This is a genomic window from Rheinheimera soli (assembly GCF_021290985.1).
Lineage (GTDB): Bacteria > Pseudomonadota > Gammaproteobacteria > Enterobacterales > Alteromonadaceae > Pararheinheimera > Pararheinheimera soli.
The window spans coordinates 1-17,690 of record NZ_JAJOYU010000049.1 but is presented as its reverse complement, the minus strand read 5'-3'; the positions used below and the strand labels follow the sequence as shown (position 1 = coordinate 17,690).

At 50.9% G+C, this 17,690-nt stretch carries 19 protein-coding genes and 1 pseudogene; 11 read left to right on the top strand and 9 right to left on the bottom strand.

The features are described from left to right. From LSG37_RS20295 to LSG37_RS20285, 3 genes are all read left to right on the top strand, one after another. The coding region (locus LSG37_RS20295; protein ID WP_233081807.1) for an endonuclease I family protein at positions 1 to 541 on the top strand (541 nt) is incomplete at its 5' end. Positions 542 to 704: 163 nt separating this feature from the next. After that, positions 705 to 869 (top strand): hypothetical protein, encoded by a 165-nt coding sequence (locus LSG37_RS20290; protein ID WP_157999935.1) that lies wholly within the window; start codon positions 705 to 707, stop codon positions 867 to 869. 174 nt (positions 870 to 1,043) lie between these two features. Beyond that, complete coding sequence (locus LSG37_RS20285) at positions 1,044 to 1,667, top strand: LysE family translocator (protein ID WP_019677812.1); 624 nt, start codon at positions 1,044 to 1,046, stop codon at positions 1,665 to 1,667. Between the two features lie 33 nt (positions 1,668 to 1,700). On the opposite strand, the gene LSG37_RS20280 is transcribed toward LSG37_RS20285, so the two are convergent. Both LSG37_RS20280 and LSG37_RS20275 read right to left on the bottom strand, forming a co-directional pair. Continuing rightward, entirely contained in the window at positions 1,701 to 3,092 is a 1,392-nt protein-coding gene (locus LSG37_RS20280) for a Cu(+)/Ag(+) sensor histidine kinase (protein ID WP_233081806.1), read from the bottom strand. Next, the gene (locus LSG37_RS20275) at positions 3,085 to 3,771 is read right to left on the bottom strand and encodes a heavy metal response regulator transcription factor (RefSeq protein WP_233081805.1); all 687 of its coding nucleotides are present in this window, start codon (positions 3,769 to 3,771) and stop codon (positions 3,085 to 3,087) included. Before LSG37_RS20275 ends, LSG37_RS20280 begins: the two co-directional genes overlap by 8 nt. A 155-nt stretch (positions 3,772 to 3,926) precedes the next feature. On the opposite strand from LSG37_RS20275, the gene LSG37_RS20270 reads away from it, so the two are divergent. From LSG37_RS20270 to LSG37_RS20245, 6 genes are read left to right on the top strand one after another with little or no spacing between them, the layout of a single operon-like run. Continuing rightward, the gene (locus LSG37_RS20270; protein WP_269836690.1) at positions 3,927 to 5,738 is read left to right on the top strand and encodes a copper resistance system multicopper oxidase; all 1,812 of its coding nucleotides are present in this window, start codon (positions 3,927 to 3,929) and stop codon (positions 5,736 to 5,738) included. Next, positions 5,735 to 6,910, top strand: coding sequence for a copper resistance protein B (locus tag LSG37_RS20265; RefSeq protein WP_233081804.1), 1,176 nt, complete (start codon positions 5,735 to 5,737; stop codon positions 6,908 to 6,910). The genes LSG37_RS20270 and LSG37_RS20265 overlap by 4 nt, the downstream gene beginning before the upstream one ends. Positions 6,911 to 6,943: 33 nt before the next feature. Beyond that, on the top strand, positions 6,944 to 7,339 hold the full coding sequence (locus LSG37_RS20260) for a copper resistance CopC family protein (protein WP_233081803.1): 396 nt from the start codon (positions 6,944 to 6,946) through the stop codon (positions 7,337 to 7,339). Between the two features lie 17 nt (positions 7,340 to 7,356). After that, positions 7,357 to 8,265 (top strand): CopD family protein, encoded by a 909-nt coding sequence (locus LSG37_RS20255; protein ID WP_233081801.1) that lies wholly within the window; start codon positions 7,357 to 7,359, stop codon positions 8,263 to 8,265. 38 nt (positions 8,266 to 8,303) lie between these two features. Next, on the top strand, positions 8,304 to 8,789 hold the full coding sequence (locus tag LSG37_RS20250; protein WP_008985535.1) for a YybH family protein: 486 nt from the start codon (positions 8,304 to 8,306) through the stop codon (positions 8,787 to 8,789). A gap of 20 nt (positions 8,790 to 8,809) precedes the next feature. Further along, positions 8,810 to 9,316, top strand: a complete 507-nt coding sequence (locus LSG37_RS20245; RefSeq protein ID WP_233081800.1) for a DUF411 domain-containing protein — start codon at positions 8,810 to 8,812, stop codon at positions 9,314 to 9,316. A gap of 67 nt (positions 9,317 to 9,383) precedes the next feature. Here the strand turns inward: LSG37_RS20245 and cueR are convergent, their stop codons facing one another. Further along, a complete protein-coding gene (cueR, locus tag LSG37_RS20240; protein WP_233081799.1) occupies positions 9,384 to 9,788 on the bottom strand; it encodes a Cu(I)-responsive transcriptional regulator in 405 nt (134 codons plus the stop codon). A 10-nt stretch (positions 9,789 to 9,798) separates the two neighbouring features. After that, positions 9,799 to 12,168: a heavy metal translocating P-type ATPase gene (locus LSG37_RS20235; RefSeq protein ID WP_233081798.1), complete on the bottom strand. Its 2,370-nt coding sequence runs from the start codon at positions 12,166 to 12,168 to the stop codon at positions 9,799 to 9,801. Positions 12,169 to 12,332: 164 nt separating this feature from the next. Here LSG37_RS20235 and LSG37_RS20230 point away from each other — a divergent pair, with 164 nt between their 5' ends. Continuing rightward, a complete protein-coding gene (locus tag LSG37_RS20230; RefSeq protein ID WP_092797183.1) occupies positions 12,333 to 12,569 on the top strand; it encodes a heavy-metal-associated domain-containing protein in 237 nt (78 codons plus the stop codon). On the opposite strand, the gene LSG37_RS20225 is transcribed toward LSG37_RS20230, so the two are convergent. The 4 genes from LSG37_RS20225 to LSG37_RS20210 form a co-directional block, all read right to left on the bottom strand. Further along, a complete protein-coding gene (locus LSG37_RS20225) occupies positions 12,566 to 12,832 on the bottom strand; it encodes a helix-turn-helix domain-containing protein (RefSeq protein WP_494546247.1) in 267 nt (88 codons plus the stop codon). The two genes, LSG37_RS20230 and LSG37_RS20225, sit on opposite strands and share 4 nt — an antisense overlap. 1,172 nt (positions 12,833 to 14,004) lie before the next feature. Beyond that, entirely contained in the window at positions 14,005 to 14,565 is a 561-nt protein-coding gene (locus LSG37_RS20220; RefSeq protein WP_233081796.1) for a metal-independent carbonic anhydrase family protein, read from the bottom strand. A 119-nt stretch (positions 14,566 to 14,684) separates the two neighbouring features. After that, positions 14,685 to 15,374: a response regulator transcription factor gene (locus LSG37_RS20215; RefSeq protein ID WP_233081795.1), complete on the bottom strand. Its 690-nt coding sequence runs from the start codon at positions 15,372 to 15,374 to the stop codon at positions 14,685 to 14,687. Then, the gene (locus LSG37_RS20210; RefSeq protein WP_233081808.1) at positions 15,371 to 16,210 is read right to left on the bottom strand and encodes a sensor histidine kinase; all 840 of its coding nucleotides are present in this window, start codon (positions 16,208 to 16,210) and stop codon (positions 15,371 to 15,373) included. The genes LSG37_RS20215 and LSG37_RS20210 overlap by 4 nt, the downstream gene beginning before the upstream one ends. Here LSG37_RS20210 and LSG37_RS20205 point away from each other — a divergent pair. Next, positions 16,148 to 16,411: pseudogene (locus tag LSG37_RS20205) on the top strand (transposase); the annotation flags it as partial. The gene LSG37_RS20210 and the pseudogene LSG37_RS20205 overlap by 63 nt on opposite strands. Before the next feature lie 115 nt (positions 16,412 to 16,526). Here the strand turns inward: LSG37_RS20205 and LSG37_RS20200 are convergent. Further along, the gene (locus LSG37_RS20200; protein WP_233081793.1) at positions 16,527 to 17,633 is read right to left on the bottom strand and encodes an OprO/OprP family phosphate-selective porin; all 1,107 of its coding nucleotides are present in this window, start codon (positions 17,631 to 17,633) and stop codon (positions 16,527 to 16,529) included. Positions 17,634 to 17,690 lie beyond the last annotated feature (57 nt).

Below are 17,690 nucleotides of genomic sequence, written 5' to 3'. Positions count from 1 at the left end.
ATACCATTCCATCTTAAAGTTTGTTCAGTACAGCCCACTCTCTAGAGCACATCTTGATCACTCGATGGGTATCGCTGATAAAGCTGTTCCAGTCAATGCCGACCGCTCCAATTTCAACTTCACCATGCTTTCTAATGCCAAGCCGCAGCATGGTCAATGTCCGGTTAAAATCGATTTTAGTGCAAGAGCCGCAGAGCCGCGCGATGCGATTAAAGGGCAAATCGCTCGGATTTACTTTTACATGCACGACCGTTATGACCTCAACATGTCTCGCCAACAACAGCAGCTTTTAATGGCTTGGGATAAGCAGTTTCCCGTTACCGAGTGGGAGCGCGAGCGAGATAGACGCATTGCAAAACGTATGGGGCATTCAAATCCCTTTGTAACCGGAGAGCGCACCTGGTCTCTTGGGCATAAAAACCGCGCTGAGGGTGTGGTAACCCAGCTGCTATCAAGGCAAACCCATGCACCCATTGAGATAAAAACATCTTTTAAAACAGATTGTTGCTCCATAGCACCGATTCCTTTTTGTGCAACGTAATTAAAAAGTTAAATTATAGTGATTAATTTATGCATTAAAAGAGGCGAAAGCAAGAAATGGTGTCAGGGTAACTATCTAATAACAAATGCGGGAAGGTAATGCTTACTAGATTCTGCAACCAGCAACGTTATACTTACTCTCAAATAAGGGCTTGGAGCTAGCTATGACTGAACCAACTACTTATCCCGGTAACGAGCAAGACTACAAAGGCTATCACGCCGACTGGCCGCAAACCGTACGTGAGTTGGCAGGATGCTGGCAGGAGTTACCGCAGCAGGAAGAACTGCGTGCAGGGCAAGGCAAAGATATACCGCGAGAGTCGCTTTGATTTTTGGGCTAAATCCTTTAAATAGCGTTCCTACTTTGCCTGCTTACCATTGCAATAAAACCTCTTTGTGAATAATTTTGCTACTGCGCCGGGTTGACTAAAAACCCCGCTTAACGCCCTTGCTGGCGCTGCTGCAACCGGCCAGAATAGCGCCATCTTGCAGTTGAGGTGGTTATGGTTAATCTGGCGTTGCTGGGCGCGTTTATTCCGACGTTTTTGTTTGTTTCGGTTACCCCGGGCATGTGCATGACACTGGCGATGACGTTGGGCATGAGCCAGGGCGTGCGCCGTACGCTGTGGATGATGTGGGGCGAAATGCTCGGCGTGGCGTTGGTGGCAATACTGGCGGTGTGCGGTGTGGCGGCGATAATGCTGCAGTTTCCGGCTTTTTTTCAGGGTTTTAAAGTTGCCGGTGCGGTATATCTCACTTACATAGGCCTGCAAATGTGGCGTGCTAAAGGCAAACTGGCGTTGCCGCAACCAGGCGAGCTGCCTGCCAGGCTGGCGCGGCGTACTTTATTTAGCCAGGGTTTTATTACGGCAGTGTCTAACCCCAAAGGCTGGGCGTTTCATATGGCGCTGCTGCCGCCCTTTATCGATAGCCAGCTGGCATTCTGGCCGCAGTTGCTGGTGTTAGTGGCAATTATTCTGTTGCTGGAATTTGGCTCTATGTTGCTGTACGCCAGTGGCGGCAAAGCTTTGGCGCTGTTTTTTAGTAAAACTAACCGGGTGCAGTATTTAAACCGCATCGGCGCCAGCCTGATGTTTGGCGTGGCGCTGTGGATGTTACTTGGCTAATACCGCATAGCACCGCGGTGAGTTTAACCGACGTCACGCCAGTTTAAGCCTGATGCTAAAGCGGGTAGAGCGCGCATCTGATTCGACGCTTAACTGGCCCTGATGAGCATCGACTATGGCTTTGGTAATGGCTAGGCCCAAACCCGAGCCTTCTATCTGGCGTTGGCGCGAGGCGTCAGCACGATAGAAGCGATCGAATAAAAACGGCAAATGCTGTGGCGGGATCGGCTGGCCCGGGTTTTCTACCGTGATGGTGGTGCTGTCGGCTGCTGCGGTGGTGCTGACGGTAATGGTTTCGCCGGGCGGGGTATACCTAAGCGCATTGGATAATAAATTGGTCAGGGCGTGGCGCAGCAAGGTGCGATCTGCCTGCACAATAATATTGGCACCGTGATAGCTAAGGCCAACCTGACTTTCTGCCGCCCAGGCTTCGAAAAAGTTGAAAATTGCGGCCACTTCCTGCTTTAGCTCCAGCGGCTGCTTTTGCAGTGTTAACAGGCCATTGTCACTTTTGGCCAGCCACAGCATATCGCTAATCATTTTATTCAGCCGCTCCAGCTCTTCCAGATTGGAGAACAGCAGATTCTGGTACTCGTCGGCGCTGCGCGCGCGCGATAAGCTGACCTGCGTTTGCGTGATCATATTGGTCAGCGGCGTGCGCAGCTCGTGGGCGATGTCGGCACTAAAGTGCGACAGCTTGGTAAACCCCTGCTCCAGCCGATCTAACATCAGATTAAAAGACTGCACCATGTGGCGCAGTTCGGTCGGGACCTCGCCCGGGGACAAGCGAATATCCAGTTTACTGGTTTGAATATCACGCATTTGTTCGCTAAGGCCTCTGAGTGGATTCAACCCCTGATGCACCGCCAGCCAGGCCGCCAGCAAGGTGAGCAGTGCAGAGCCGAGTAAAATCAGCCCCAGGCTGCGCTGTAACTGCGCCAAGAAATGGGTATGAAAACTGATATCAATAGCAGCAATTACCTTATAGTGCTGATCTGCCGTGGTCAGGCGGCTGAACACACCGCGATAGGCTTTGCCGTCCAGCTGCCAGTGGTGGATGGTTTTGGCATTGTAGTCGGCGCTGGCCGGGGTGTTGGCAGCCAGCAGGCTTAAGTCAACGTCGGCATTGCGGTACAGTAAGCGGTTTTGGCTATCCATCACCTGATAGTAAACACCGTGATGGCCCGATACCGCTTTGGCCAGCGTCTGTGCCGGCTGTTGCTGGCCGTCCTGAGCGGTAGTCAGCGTGTGCTCAACCGCGTGCAGGATCACCGCTAATTCATCGGCATCCTGCTCGATAAAGTGATGTTCGACTGAGCTGAGCAGTAATTGCTGCACGAAGAACAGGCAAACCGAAATGGTCAGCGCGACAAAAAGTACCACGCGAACGGTGATCGAGAGTGGGCGTGTGCCAGCGTTATGCATCAGTTTGCTCATCGTCCAGTTTATAGCCCATGCCGCGCACGGTATGGATCAGTTTTGCCGCAAAGCCATCATCAATTTTGGCGCGCAAGCGGCGGATAGCCACATCGATAACATTGGTGTCGCTGTCAAAATTCATATCCCAGACCTGCGAGGCGATTAACGATCGCGGCAGGACTTCGCCGCGGCGGCGCATTAGCAGTTCAAGTAAGCTAAATTCCTGATTACTAAGTGTTATTTTGGTGCCACTACGGCTGGCTTTACGCTTGGCAATATCCAGTTGTAAATCGGCGACCTGCAATAATTCTGACTGCGGTACGGCCTGACCACGCCGTAGCAGGGTTCTGACCCTGGCCAGCACTTCTGAGAAAGCAAAGGGTTTGATCAGGTAGTCATCGGCGCCAAGCTCCAGGCCTTTTACCCGGTCGTCGACACTGTCGCGGGCCGACAGAAACAGCACCGGCGTGTGGTTATGGTTTTCTCTTAGCGCCTGCACAATGCGTAAGCCGCTGACATCCGGCAGCATCACATCCAGCATGATTAAATCGAAATCTTCTGTCATCGCCAGATGATGGCCATCCAGGCCATTTCTGACCAGTGACACCTGAAAACCGGCTTCGCTCAGGCCTTGCTTCAGATAGTCACCGGTTTTTTGTTCATCTTCCACAATCAGCAAACGCATCTTGTTCTCTCCCAACATAGCTCTGGCAGTATTAGGCCATAAAGCGCCAAACAGCAACATGACAGTAAGATTACAACTTTGTCATGTTCAGGTCATGCTGCTGACAGTTTCGTCCTCTACACTGCAACGCATACAGAGTGTATTGGAGGTTGTAGATGATAAAGGCTAACACCATGATGCCGGTATCTGTTTCACGGCGCCGGTTTGTGCAGGGGCTGGCGGTGGGCGGCGTGCTGGCCACTTTTCCGCATATCGTCAGGGCGGGTAGCGCCTTTAACGATAATGCCTTTACCGGCTATGCCACTGAGCTGAGCGGTAAGGTGATTGATTTAACCATCGGCGAAGCGCTGGTAAATTTTACCGGCGTGGTCCGTAAAGCCACCACCATCAATGGTTCGATACCGGCACCGACCTTACGCTTGCGCGAAGGCGATGAGGTCACCATACGGGTAACCAATACCTTGTCGGTGCCCAGCTCAATTCACTGGCACGGTATTATTTTACCCTACCAGATGGACGGCGTACCCGGCATGAGCTTCAGAGGCATTATGCCCGGCGAAACCTTTGTCTATCGTTTTACGTTAAAGCAAAGCGGCACGTACTGGTATCACTCGCACAGTGGCTTTCAGGAAATGACCGGCATGTATGGCGCGCTGATCATTGAACCCAAAGCGCAGGATGTAATTGCCGCCGATCGCGAATATGTGGTGCAGCTGTCAGACTGGACCGATGAAGATCCACATACGGTGTTTCGCAAATTAAAAGTGCAAAGTGATTTGTACAATTTTAATCAGCCAACAGTGCAGGACATGCTGCGCGATATCACTGACAGAGGGCTGGACGCGGCGCTGGCAAAACGGCAGATGTGGCAGCAAATGCGCATGAATCCAACCGATTTAGCGGATTTGTCAGCCGCTGTCTTAACCTTCTTAATGAATGGCAGCACACCGCTGGCCAACTGGCGCGGTTTATTTAAGCGCGGTGAGCGCGTGCGGCTGCGGTTTATCAATGGCTCCAGCAACAGCTTTTTTGATGTGCGTATTCCCGAGCTGAAAATGACCGTGGTGCAGGCTGACGGCCAGAATGTGCACCCGGTGACGGTGGATGAATTCCGCTTTGGCCCGGGCGAAACCTATGATGTTATCGTGTCGCCACAAGCGGATGCATACACCATTTTCGCCCAGAGTATGGACCGCAGTGGCTATGCCCGCGGTACCCTGGCCGTGGCCGAGGGCTTGCACGCCCCGGTGCCGGCACTGGATCCGGTGGAGTGGCTGACGATGGCTGACATGATGGGTAATATGAACCATGGCGCAAGCGACAGCCACAGCCACGGCCACAGCGCGATGGCGCACGGCAATGGCGCGGAAGATCATAGCCAGCATGGTGCTATGGCTATCGATCACAGTCAGCATGGCCCGGCGGTGCCTTATGCCAAAGCCAGTTCAACTGTGCGTCATGCCAGCACCGAGTATGGCCCGTCGGTGGATATGCGGGTGGATATGCCAAGAACCAACCTGGACGATCCGGGCATTGGTTTGCGCAATACCGGGCGGCGCGCGCTGACCCTGGCCGATTTACATTCGCTGGACGGTATTATTGAGCCGGGCGGCCCGGAGGCGGAAATTGAGCTGCATCTGACCGGCAATATGGAGCGCTACACCTGGTCATTCGATGGCTTAGAGTTCAGTAAAAGCACACCGGTGCATATGAAGCACAATCAGCGTATCCGGGTGATCTTGCAAAACGACACCATGATGACCCACCCGATGCATTTGCACGGTATGTGGAGTGATCTGGAAAGTGACAACGGTGCCGTACAGGTACGCCGCCATACCATTCCGGTGCAACCGGCGCAGCGCATCAGCTTTTTAACCACGCCGCATGATGTCGGGCGCTGGGCCTGGCATTGTCATTTATTGTTCCATATGGATGCGGGTATGTTCAGAGAAGTGGTGGTGTCATGAAAACAGCCAACGTAACGCTAACCTTGTCGCTGCTGGCGCTGGCCTGTACTGTGGCGCTCAGCCCTGGCGTGGCAGCGCAGAACGCCACTGAGAAACCGCCGGTACCAACGCACAGTGGCATGGACCACAGCAAAATGGACCACGGCAAAATGGATCATAGCAAGATGAACCACGCTGAGCAGGCGGTTGACCATAGCCAGACGAACCCTAGTGACATGGATCACAGTCAGATGGATCATAGCGGCATGGACCACAGTAAAATGGGCCACGCTGAGCAGGCCGTAGACCATAGCCAGATGGACCACAGCGAAGTGGACCATAGCAAAATGGATCATACCGAGATGAACCATAGTGAAATGACCCATGCTGAGCAGGCCGTGGATCACAGCAGTATGGATCACAGCACGATGAACCATGCCGATATGCAGATGCAAGGCGGTAAGGCGCCGGCTAATGCCCGCGATCCACATGCCTACTCCAACGGCTACACCCTGACTGACGGGCCCTATGGCATGGCCGATTCACGCCATTTAAAGCACGGCGTTGAACATCCACAGTGGTCCGTGCTGGGCGATCGGCTGGAATACAATGCCGACAGTGAAGCTGGCGAACTGGAGCTGCAAGCCTGGTATGGTACGACCTATGATCGGTTGGTGCTGAAAACCGAAGCTGAAGTCAGTGACGGCAAGCTGGAAGATAGCAGCACCGAGCTGTTATGGAGCCACGCGATAGCAGCCTATTGGGATGGTCAGCTTGGGCTGCGCCTGGATCAGGTTGCCGATGGCACCAACCGGCAGTGGTTAGCATTGGGTGTGCAGGGTTTGGCGCCGTACTGGTTTGAAGTGGATGTCACGGCTTATCTGGGCACTGGTGGTCGCACCGCGTTAAGTGCCGAAGCGGAATATGAGCTGCTGTTAACGCAGCGCCTGATCCTGCAAGCCCGGGCGGAGCTAACCGCCTATGGCAAAGACGATGCAGTCAATCAGCTGGGTAAAGGCCTGTCTTCACTGGGGGCAGGGCTTCGGCTGCGCTATGAATTCTCCCGCCAGTTCGCACCCTATGTCGGGGTAGAGTGGCATAACAAATATGGTAACACGGCAGATTTTGCCCGCCTGCAGGATGCATCGACAGCAGAAACATCCTGGGTTGCCGGTGTGCGTTTCTGGTTTTAATAGATCAGGGTTTTAATAAATAAGGTGATCAACATGAAAAAATTAATCCCGCTGCTTACTCTGCTCTGTTTGGCGTTTGCCGGGCCTGTGCTGGCGCATGTTAAACAAAGCTGCTCGGTGCCGGCGGATAACGCCATGCTAATGCAGGCACCGGATGTACTCAGTATCAGCTTTAGTGGCCCGATCCGGCTGACGAAAGTCACGCTGTTGCACGATAACGGTAACACTGTCGATTTTGGCTTTACGCCCACCGCTGTCGCCACGCAGTTTAGCTGGCCGTTGCCAGTGCTGGAGATCGGTAGTTATCAGGTTAACTGGGTAGGTTTGGGCGAAGACGGTCATAAAATGAAAGGTGATTTCAGTTTTATGCTCCACGCCGGCGCTGACGCCGGGGTGAAAGCTGATAGCGCGCACGCGCATCAGCACTAGATGGCTTGAGATTGGCGATGTTTAGCGATACCTGGGTATTAGCCTTATTCGCCCACAAGCTGCTGAGTTATTTAGCGGTTAGCGGCAGTATTGGTGCGGCGTTTTTGCTGCTGTTGCCGGCGCTGGCTCAGGGGCAATCACAGCAACAGTCTGATAGCACCGCCTTTCGGCTGTGGTTAAAACGCCTGGTATTGGGATGGTCGGCTACAGGTATGGTACTGGCGCTGCTGTATCTGCCGCTGCAGGCTGGTGCGCTGGCCGAGGCGGGTATAGCTGGCATGGCTGACAGGCTGATGCTGCAGATGGTTTGGCAATCGGCAATGCGCCCCCAGCTGCTTTTACTGCTATGCGGTTTTGCGACGCTGTGGCTTTGGGCCTGGCGCGTTAAACACAGCGGCAAAGCGGTAGCGGTTAACATTGCGCTAGTGGGTATCGCCGCGTTATTGCTTGCCGCCAGTTTTAGTCAAACCGGTCACGTGGCCAGTTTGACCGGCTTGTGGCCACTGTTACTGACGCTGCATGTGCTGGCAATTTCGGCCTGGGTAGGCTCCTTGCTGCCTCTATGGCAAAGCTGTTATCGCTTAGCACCAGACAGGCTGGTGGCGCTGATGCAGCAGTTTGGCCAGGTTGCGCTCTACCTGCTGCTAGTGCTTATCAGCTGTGGCGTGTTGATTTTACTGCAACTGCTCGACTCGCCCAGTGCACTGTTTGTCACCGACTATGGCCGCTTAATGTTGTTTAAGTTGATGTTGGTCGCGGCCATGTTACTGCTGGCTGCCTGGCACAAATTTAGTCTGGTCAAAGCGCTGGCGCAACATCAGAACAGCCGGTTGCTGGCACGGTCTATTTTTATCGACATGCTGTTAGCGCTATTGGTACTGGCAACCAGTAGCAGCTTTACCACTGTGGTGGGCTTAGCCCATTAAGCCCGCTTTATTCTAATAATTACAACAGGATACCTAATATGTTTCGCAATAAAATTCAAACGCTGTCTGCCATCAGCCTGGGCCTGGCGTTACTCTCTCCCGTTAGTGCGCTGGCGCACGGCAATGAAAAACCTGCCGCCCCGGCCTTGTTCGTCGGCGAAAGCACCGCTGCCGCTCAGGCGGTAAAAGCGTTTCATCAGGCGTTACGCGCTGGCGATGCCAAAGCGGTGCGCGCCATGCTGGCAGATGACGTGCTGATTGTCGAAGGTAATGGCGTAGAGCGCTCGGCTGACGAGTATGCCAGCCACCATATGCTGGCTGATATGAAATTTATGGCGGCGGTACAGGTAGAAGCGCTGGAGCATCAGACCAAGGTGCTGGGCAAGGTGGCCTATTCGGTTAGCCGTAGCCAACTGACTGGCGACTATAAAGGCAAGCCGGTTGACGTTATCAGTAAAGAAACGCTGGTGCTGGTAGATACAGGCGCCGGTTGGAAGATCGTGCATGTGCACTGGTCGCACTAAGACAACAGCAGGAGATCACTATGAAGCTAACTCTGGCAGCGGTTGTGTTGGTAGCTACTGCGTTACTGGCCGGCTGTAAAGACGCCGGCCCGGCTAAACCGGAAACTACAGCTGTGCCCGACAGTGCAGCAGCACTAACCCTCACGGTATACAAAACGCCAAGCTGCGGTTGCTGTAAAAAGTGGGTATCGCACCTTGAACAGCAGGGAGTGGTTGCACAGACGAAAGACTATGATGATCTAAGCGGCATAAAAGAGCGCTATGGCATCACGCCACAGTATTATTCCTGTCACACCGCCGTATCGGAGCAGGGCTATGCCTTTGAAGGCCATATCCCTGCTAAATACATCCGGAAATTTCTTGCTGAGTCGCATCCGGATGCGATAGGCCTGAGCGTACCCGCGATGCCGCTCGGATCACCGGGCATGGAAGTAGAAGACCGCTTTATGCCGTACGACATTTTGTTACTACACAAAGATGGCAGCGCCAGCGTCTACGCGCACATCAGCGATGCTTCGATGCAGTAGCCAATAATAGGCGCTTCAAAAAAACACCACTTTAAAAGTGGTGTTTTTTTATTGAAGCACGATAATGTCAGTTGGGTTTCGCCAGTTGCTGCAAAATATGACAATGCGGACTACCGTCGCCCCGGCAGCTGTCGGCCAGCGCAGTTAACACCTGCTGCATATGCTGTAGCTCGGCAATTTTGCTGGTAATTTCATTCAGGTGTTGCTGAGCCAGCTGTTTTACCGCTCGGCTTTCGCGCTGTGGGTCTTGCCATAATTCCAGCAGCGACTGGATATCGTGTAACGAAAACCCGAGGCTGCGCGCCTGACGAATAAAACGTAGCTGGTTAATTTGCTCACTGTTGTAAAGCCGGTAACCTGCATCAGTACGTGGCGATTTTCGCAGCAAACCGGATTGCTCATAGTGCCGGATCATTTTGGCGCTTAAGCCACTCTCTTTTGCCGCATCACCAATGGTTAGTAAGGTCGCCATATATCGCTCCTTATTTAAAAGACATGCGTTGCAAACGCAGGGCATTGGTTACCACCAGCACACTGCTACAAGCCATTGCTGCTCCGGCCAATACAGGGTTTAAAAAACCCATCGCTGCTAGCGGTATACCAATGGTGTTAAAGGCAAAGGCCCAGAACAGATTTTGCTGAATATTGCGGTAAGTTGCACTGGCAAGCAGCAGTGCTGTCGCAACCAGTTCCGGGTCGCCGCGCATCAGCGTAAATGCAGACGCACTGACCGCAACATCGGTACCTGTTGCCATCGCGATACCTAAATCGGCCTGTGCCAAAGCAGGGGCATCATTAATGCCATCGCCCACCATCGCTACTTTATAGCCTTGCTGCTGATAGGCCGCTACGGCTTCAGCTTTACCTTGCGGCAGCACTTCGGCATTAAAGTTGTCTAGCCCCAGCTCTTTGGCGACATACTCGGCGCTAGCCGCTGAATCACCCGTTAACATGGCAACCTGAATACCGGCAGCTTGTAATCTATGTACCGCATTTTTTGCCTGGGCTTTGGCTTTATCGGCAAAACACAACAAACCGAGTAATGTCGTGCCCTGGTCTGTTTTTTCTGCCAACCAGGATACCGAAGCGCCCGGTACTGCGATAAGTTCTTGCGGTAATGTCAGCCCCATCTCCCGCATCCAGCTACCCGAGCCCAGCATTACCGCACGGCCTTTGACGTTAGCTTTCACGCCTTTTCCGGCCACTACAGCAAAATCCGATACTGCCAATAAATCGACATTGTGGTTGATAGCATAGCTAACAATTGCTTTGGCCAGTGGGTGTTCGCTGTACTGTGACAACGCATACGCCAATGCGGCCAGCTCGGTTTCATTGTTAAGCGCGTTCAGCTGCGTTAATACCGGCTTGCCTTCGGTGAGAGTGCCGGTTTTATCAAATACGACATAATCAATTTTTGTCGCTTGCTCCAGCGCGACAGCATCTTTTACCAAAATACCCTGGCGCGCCGCTGTGCCGGTACCGGCCATAATGGCCGCTGGAGTGGCCAGACCCAAAGCACAGGGACAGGCAATAACCAATACCGCTACTGCATTAAGAATACCTTGCTGCCAATCGGCAAACGCCAGACCCCAAATCAGTACGGTGGCTAAGGCGACCAGTAATACTACCGGTACAAAGATACTGCTTATCTTATCCACCAGGGCTTGCACTGGTGCTTTCGCGCCCTGAGCCTGCTCTACCAGGCGGATAATTTTTGACAAGGTGGATTCTGCACCCAGGGCGCTGGCCTCGAACTCCAGCCGACCATCGAGATTAACCGAGCCGCCCGTCACTTTATCGCCAGAGGTTTTATGCAGCGGCACACTTTCGCCGCTGATTAGTGCCTCATCCACGTGGCTGCTACCCTCTGTCACTATGCCGTCGGCCGGTATCCGTTCTCCTGGCAGCACCTGAATGCGATCACCTTTGAGCAGCTCAGCCGCTGCAATACTGTGCCAGCTATTATTGCGCCAGACCCTTGCTGATGTCGGTTTTAAGTTTTCCAGTGCTTGCAGCGCATCGGTAGTACGCCGCTTGGCGCGTTTCTCCAGCAACTTACCCAGCAGCACCAGGGTTAATACTGCCGCGCCACTTTCAAAGTACAGGTGTGGTGCGCCATGATGCCCATCAAAGCTGTACCACAGATAGAGCGATAAACCATAAGCGGCACTAGTACCAATTGACACCAGCAGGTCCATATTGCCGGTGCCCGCTTTCAGTGCATGCCAGCCGGCTTTGTAAAAGCGCGCGCCAAAGTAAAATTGTACCGGTGTTGCTAACAGCCATTGCCACAAGGCAGGCAACATCCAGTCGGCACCGAACAGCATGCCCACCATCGGCAATACTAACGGCAGGGTGAGTAAGGCAGCACCGATCACTGGCCAGCTGTCACGCTGATAAAAACGTCGTGGTTGAGCAGGGGAATTTTGAGCCTCAGGCGAAGCCTGGCTGAGGATCAGCTCATACCCGGCATCGGCAACGGCCTGTTTCAGGGCGCGGTCTTCTGTGGCGGGTAACAGGGTCAGGCTTACCTGCTCTGTAGCCAGGTTTACTGACGCGCTTAGCACACCAGGCACCTTTAACAGGCTTTTTTCCACCCGGCCGGCGCAAGACGCACAGGTCATACCCTTTACCGCATATTGCCGGTTAGCCGTGTCCAGTTCATAGCCGGCACGGGTTACCGCTGCACTAAGCTCGTCAAAGCGGGCATCGCCTGCTACCGTTGCGATGTCTGTTGCCAGGTTGACGCTGGCTGAGGTCACGCCGGCCACAGCGCGCAGTGCATTTTCAATCCGATTCGCGCAGGACGCACAGGTCATGCCCTTTATTGCAAGTTGTATTGTTGCTGCCATATCCGTAACTCCAGGTTGAGAAATGTTATCAGGCATAACAAGACTAAACCTTACCATTATGGCAAGGTCAAACAACTTTCAAAAAAACTTAAAATAGCGGCTTGACTGTACCACAGTGGCAAGCATTAGCTTGTGTCATGAACACACCACAGGAGAGAAACACTATGAAATTCCATATCGCTGACATGACATGTGGCCACTGCGTTAGCATGGTTACCAAAGCCATCCTCACAGCAGATGGTGATGCAAAAATACAGACTAACCTGACCGACAAAACGCTGCAGCTCAGCACGGAACTGAGCTCTGCAGAGGTAATGGAGGTCTTAACAGAGGCGGGATATCCGGCGACAGAAGTCAAAGCCAGCTGCTGTAATCCGGCGAACACCTGCCACAGCGCCTAACGAAAAAGCCACCTTAAGGTGGTGCTAAATCCCAGCTGTTTGAGGAGTTTATAAATAGCGTTGTGGTGGTACTCCACACCAAACTCGGTTTTGATGTAGTGAAGAATTTTCTCGCCGGTCAGTCTGCCACCTTGCTCACTTTGGCTATGCGATTCAATAAACTCGCCTAATTGCTTTTGCTGTTGTGCGCTGAGATAAGGAATCAGCCCCTTTGCTTTGCGGGCTTCAAGACCATCCAAGCCCGCTTCAAGGTAACTTGACACCCAGTTATTGACGCTGGTGCGGCTGACCTTCTATTGATTAGCGACTTGTGTGCGGTTTTTACATTCAAGGAATTGCGCGATCGCGAGTAAACGCATGCGTTTACGCGCATTTTTCTCCGCTCGGGAGAGCTTGAGGAGTTCTTCAGCGGTTTGATTCATAAAGCTAAGCGAGTGATTATTCGAAACCTGCAATTAGAACAGAAAACTAGACGGAATGGTATAACAGCGCTCCTTAATTTCTTTGTTAGGGACATCCAATGCAAGTGATGGCGGCAAACATATCCATCCACTGGATGCTTACACCTGACAGATGATGGGAATATAAATTGCCACTTAAAATCAGAAATTGCGTAAGGGTATTTTCGAGCGAGCCCTGGCGGGAGACTTGTTTTACCCTCACCTTCGCAAAGATCCTTTTCATGAAGATCACGAACCTTTTCAATATGCAATTTAAGGGGTTCAACAAGCTTTTCAGGTAACATCGTGACTCGATCTTTACCGCCTTTGCCACGAAATACATACAGTATCTCTGCAACACCAAAAAAGCGGTAAGTTGTCAGTTTGTATAACAAGGCGCTATTGTCGCCGCATGCGCGGCTGGGACGGCTTACGCTGCGCTTCAGCCGCCCCAAAGCTTTGCGTTCTGCTAACACCTAAAAGCGGACTTTACAGCCTTAAAGTTGGAATGTCTGCAATTGGCACAAAGCCGAGATCCGACGAAGTGGTACTTTCCGTGAAAGTTGTGGTGCGATTAATTTGCAACACGTGGTAATTAGCGGTTGCAATGTGGTGGTAAATTAAGTGCAATTAATCAAGAAGGTGAATCAATGAGTGAACAACTGAACTGTCAAAGCCGCATGGATGCGGCGACAACTCTGTACTTGCCGCAAATAACTATCCCCGTCCTGCTAAACCAATGACGTAAACTCCTATCTCTCCCGACTTGTTGGAACAAGTCGCACTCACAAGGTGCAATTAAACACTGAACAAAAATTCATGGATGAATGGTTACCGCCGAAGGACTCGGCGCAAATAAAAAACGTACATACCATTATACACAGTATGTACGTTTGAAATGAAAGCCGCTGACGTTATATGTAAAGCCCTGTCACTCACTCACACGCGAATAGACACTGTTTTTACTATATACTCCTTTGGAAGGGGGATACCAGTCAGTTTGCCGCGTAAGGCAATGACGAGTGATGGAGAACTATACGAAGCTTACCTTCTGCGTCCTTTTTAAAGCCCCAGGTCTTATCAACAGTGGTGGTTTTGCCTGACTTGTCAGTTACATGAACATGCCCCATGGTCAGTGCAAGGTCGCCATTTAAGTAAACCCCTGCGTTTTCATATTCATATTTCTTCCAGCCCTTTAAGGCGAAGCCACCATCTTGGGCAAAGTTTTTGTCGCCTGCTACAAAGTATGACAAGGCACCATCGTAGGTGGTGCGGAAAGTTTGCTCGCCGTTAGCCAGAGTCGGCTTAAACAACACTGCGCCCATGTTATAACCATAAGCAGCATCCAGTACTTGCTTTGCTACTGTCTTAGCAGCCTCTGCACCTTTTTGCTCGTGCGTGTTACTGATGTTTATCAGTGCCTCACCCCAAGCTTGTTGGGCGACTTTGACTTCTGCCAGCGTAATAGTGTTATTAACAACTTTTTCAGCAAAAGCAGCAGACGAGAACAACACTGCCGCCGCACATAATGTTACCTTATTCAGAGCTAGTTTCATAAACACCTCACTTTATTAATCAGCGAGGTAATAATGACTCATCGGGGCATAACTAATCCTGACGGAGAGATTAACAATAGCTGCTAATAAACATGAACAGAACATGACAGCTTCGCCATTTAAGACACCTGCATAGCATCAGCAGATATGCTGTAGCCTATACCACGAAACGTTTGAATATACTTAGCGTTAAAATCATCATCAATTTTTCTTCTTAACCGCCTGACGTAAACATCGACTACGTTAGTTAACGGATCTGTATTCATTCCCCACACATTGGCTAAAATTCGCTCACGACTAAAGACTTTTCCAGGTTGAGACAATAGCAAATCGAGTACTTGTAGCTCTTTAGCTGTCAGCTTTATAGCAACGCCCGCCCTGTTAACCTGTAAGGCCGACTTGTCATATTCCAGTTCACCCAGTTTAATCAGCTGCTCTGCGCTTGGAGCACTGTTGCGTTTTAATAATGCCTGAATACGCGCAAGCAGCTCCTCAAAAGCAAAGGGCTTTCCAAGATAATCATCAGCTCCACGATTTAAACCCAATACTCTGTCGGGTACTTCATGTAAGGCAGATAACATCAGAATTTTTGCTGTAATACCTTTTGCCCGCATTCGCGAGCACAGCTCAATGCCATCAATATTTGGCAACATTCTGTCAAGAATGATCAGAGCAGGCTGAACTTGCAGCACCAAATCGATAGCGTCTTTACCGTCTGAGCAACATTGAACGAGAAAACCTTCGCTTTTTAGGCCACGCTCAAGGAAACCGGACACACGCAGATCATCTTCAATAATTACGATACTCATGGCAGAAAACCCTCTAAGCCAATTCTAAACATGACAGTTGTACCCTGGTGTAAACGACTTTTTGGCTGAATAAAACCGCGATGCTGCTCTATCAGGTATTTTGCTAATGACAAACCAATACCTAAACCGTCTGGTCTTAGCTTTCTGGCATTGTCACCACGATAGTAGCGATCAAAAACGCTACTAAGCTCATAATCCGGTATACCAATGCCATAGTCTGTGATGCTAACCTCGAACTGGTTATCACTAATGCTTACCACCATATCCAGTGCAGTAGTTGCCGGCGAGTAACGCACAGCGTTATCGAACAATATTTGCCAAGCTTGTAACAACTTACCCATATCAACCCTGATGCAGTGCTCAGACATTTCGATAGCATCGTCGAAATGTAATCTAAGCTCCCGCCCCTGTACCTTAGCCTCTCTTTGCGCTTTGCTGACTAACTCTGTTGCGACTTCAACCAGTGGCACTGACTGCACATCAAGCAATGCCATGCTGTTCTCACCACGAATGAGTAGTAACAAATCATCAATCCTTCCAGAAAGCGCAGCACTGGCATCCAAAATACGTTTTAACGTTTCTTTGTATTCTTCAGCTGTTTTATCTTTTCCTCTAAGCCCAATTTCGGCCTCTCCCCGTATAGCGGTAGCTGGGGTGCGTAGCTCATGACTGACATCAGCAAAAAATTGTTTTTGTTGTGCTTCGGCCTGCTTAAGCTGTTCAAGCGCGTGTTTAAGCTGTGCCGTGCGCGACGATACCTCTTGCTCTATTTCAAGAAGATTTACAACCGACGAAAAGAGACAGTTGAACGCAGCTTCGCAGACGCAAAACAGCATCATGGCCATCGCTATGCACGGTTCCGTGGTCTGGCGAAAGTGCAGATGCAGTGTTTACTGGCGGCGGTAGCGCAAAACATCAAGAAAATGGCCTTGCTGGCCTTTTTATCGCTTTTTTATGGCCTGAAATCGGCACTATACACCTTCGCAGAGTGCATTCTGCGGCATAACAAATCCGAGATTCAATACTGCCAGACTTAATAAAAGAAAGCAGAAAAGACAGATCGAAAAAGATCAGAATCCAGAAAACACAAACCCCGGTAAAAAACCGGGGTTTGTCATTAATCTGAACCCGGTAAACCGGGTTTAATCTATGTTAGAAATGGTACTGAGCCCGAACCCCAAAGCCAATAGGCTCCTCGGTTACCCCTGACGGTGTATCAATATCGCTAAACACAATGTTGCCCATAAACCGAAGGTTATTTAACAAGTAATAGTTAACGCCCAATGTAAGATTTTTCTGCTCACCACCAAAAACAGTACCGTCATTCAAATCGGTGACAGAGTACCGTGCAGCAACCTCAATAGCGCCTGACTCTTTTGATGGTTTAACGCCGCTAAACAAACCATTCTTGTACGAACGGCTCTCGCCAGTTAACACATAACTTAATTGAAAGTGATATCCAGAGAAGGAAACATCTTCAACTGTTGACGAAGTGTTTAGTGTCATCGCTTCAGCTTCGGCAGACCAGGCACCATTAATGAAGGCAGCCTCCAAACCAAAACGATTGATGGAATTTATGCCTTCCAGAGTACCGGTATCGATTAAACGCACACCAGAGTCAATACGTAGCTCAGGACGGTCCCGCAATCTAAGCGTGTTATAGTCACCCATGTCCTGATACACGAAAGCACCGGCAAAATGATACTGAACATCATCAACTTTTGGATGGTAAATAATCCGCTGAGCAAGCCCCATACTGTCATCTTTGCCAGCATCGCCCTCTGTATTCATGGTGCGGCCGAACAACATAGATTCTGATGTTAAGTTACCGAAGGTTTTATCAAACCGCACGCCTAACTTACGGTCAGGGGTAATAACCGTAGAGCCGCTTGAACGCTCCATAAAAGTAATAGAGTTGGAGCTGGTTAGGGTGTTTAGACTAAACGGCACGCGCTGGTGGCCGATAGTCACATTGCCACCAGCCAGTTTAGTGCGAATATTTACATCAGCTGCTGAGGCATCGCCACCTTCAGCGAAGTCATACTCAATAACAAAACGCCAATCAGGCGATAAATTGCCCTGCATACCAAGACGCCCACGACGCACATTAAAACCGTTACCAATTTCCGTAACATCGTCTTTGTACATACCTGCATCCAGATGCATTCTACCACGAGGCGTGATTTCCACTTCGGCAAGTGCGCTACCAGTGAAAGCACCTACGGCTAGGGCAACTAAAACTTTGCTATTTGTATTCATGATTAATTCTATCCCAATCTCTAGTTTTGACCCAGGCATCATATGTCACTTATATGA

Coding starts and splice junctions, on each gene's coding strand:
- LSG37_RS20290 (WP_157999935.1), top strand. CDS start 705: ATGACTGAACCAACTACTTATCCCGGTAACGAGCAAGACTACAAAGGC.
- LSG37_RS20285 (WP_019677812.1), top strand. CDS start 1,044: ATGGTTAATCTGGCGTTGCTGGGCGCGTTTATTCCGACGTTTTTGTTT.
- LSG37_RS20280 (WP_233081806.1), bottom strand. CDS start 3,092: ATGCATAACGCTGGCACACGCCCACTCTCGATCACCGTTCGCGTGGTA.
- LSG37_RS20275 (WP_233081805.1), bottom strand. CDS start 3,771: ATGCGTTTGCTGATTGTGGAAGATGAACAAAAAACCGGTGACTATCTG.
- LSG37_RS20270 (WP_269836690.1), top strand. CDS start 3,927: ATGATAAAGGCTAACACCATGATGCCGGTATCTGTTTCACGGCGCCGG.
- LSG37_RS20265 (WP_233081804.1), top strand. CDS start 5,735: ATGAAAACAGCCAACGTAACGCTAACCTTGTCGCTGCTGGCGCTGGCC.
- LSG37_RS20260 (WP_233081803.1), top strand. CDS start 6,944: ATGAAAAAATTAATCCCGCTGCTTACTCTGCTCTGTTTGGCGTTTGCC.
- LSG37_RS20255 (WP_233081801.1), top strand. CDS start 7,357: ATGTTTAGCGATACCTGGGTATTAGCCTTATTCGCCCACAAGCTGCTG.
- LSG37_RS20250 (WP_008985535.1), top strand. CDS start 8,304: ATGTTTCGCAATAAAATTCAAACGCTGTCTGCCATCAGCCTGGGCCTG.
- LSG37_RS20245 (WP_233081800.1), top strand. CDS start 8,810: ATGAAGCTAACTCTGGCAGCGGTTGTGTTGGTAGCTACTGCGTTACTG.
- cueR (WP_233081799.1), bottom strand. CDS start 9,788: ATGGCGACCTTACTAACCATTGGTGATGCGGCAAAAGAGAGTGGCTTA.
- LSG37_RS20235 (WP_233081798.1), bottom strand. CDS start 12,168: ATGGCAGCAACAATACAACTTGCAATAAAGGGCATGACCTGTGCGTCC.
- LSG37_RS20230 (WP_092797183.1), top strand. CDS start 12,333: ATGAAATTCCATATCGCTGACATGACATGTGGCCACTGCGTTAGCATG.
- LSG37_RS20220 (WP_233081796.1), bottom strand. CDS start 14,565: ATGAAACTAGCTCTGAATAAGGTAACATTATGTGCGGCGGCAGTGTTG.
- LSG37_RS20215 (WP_233081795.1), bottom strand. CDS start 15,374: ATGAGTATCGTAATTATTGAAGATGATCTGCGTGTGTCCGGTTTCCTT.
- LSG37_RS20210 (WP_233081808.1), bottom strand. CDS start 16,210: ATGCTGTTTTGCGTCTGCGAAGCTGCGTTCAACTGTCTCTTTTCGTCG.
- LSG37_RS20200 (WP_233081793.1), bottom strand. CDS start 17,633: ATGAATACAAATAGCAAAGTTTTAGTTGCCCTAGCCGTAGGTGCTTTC.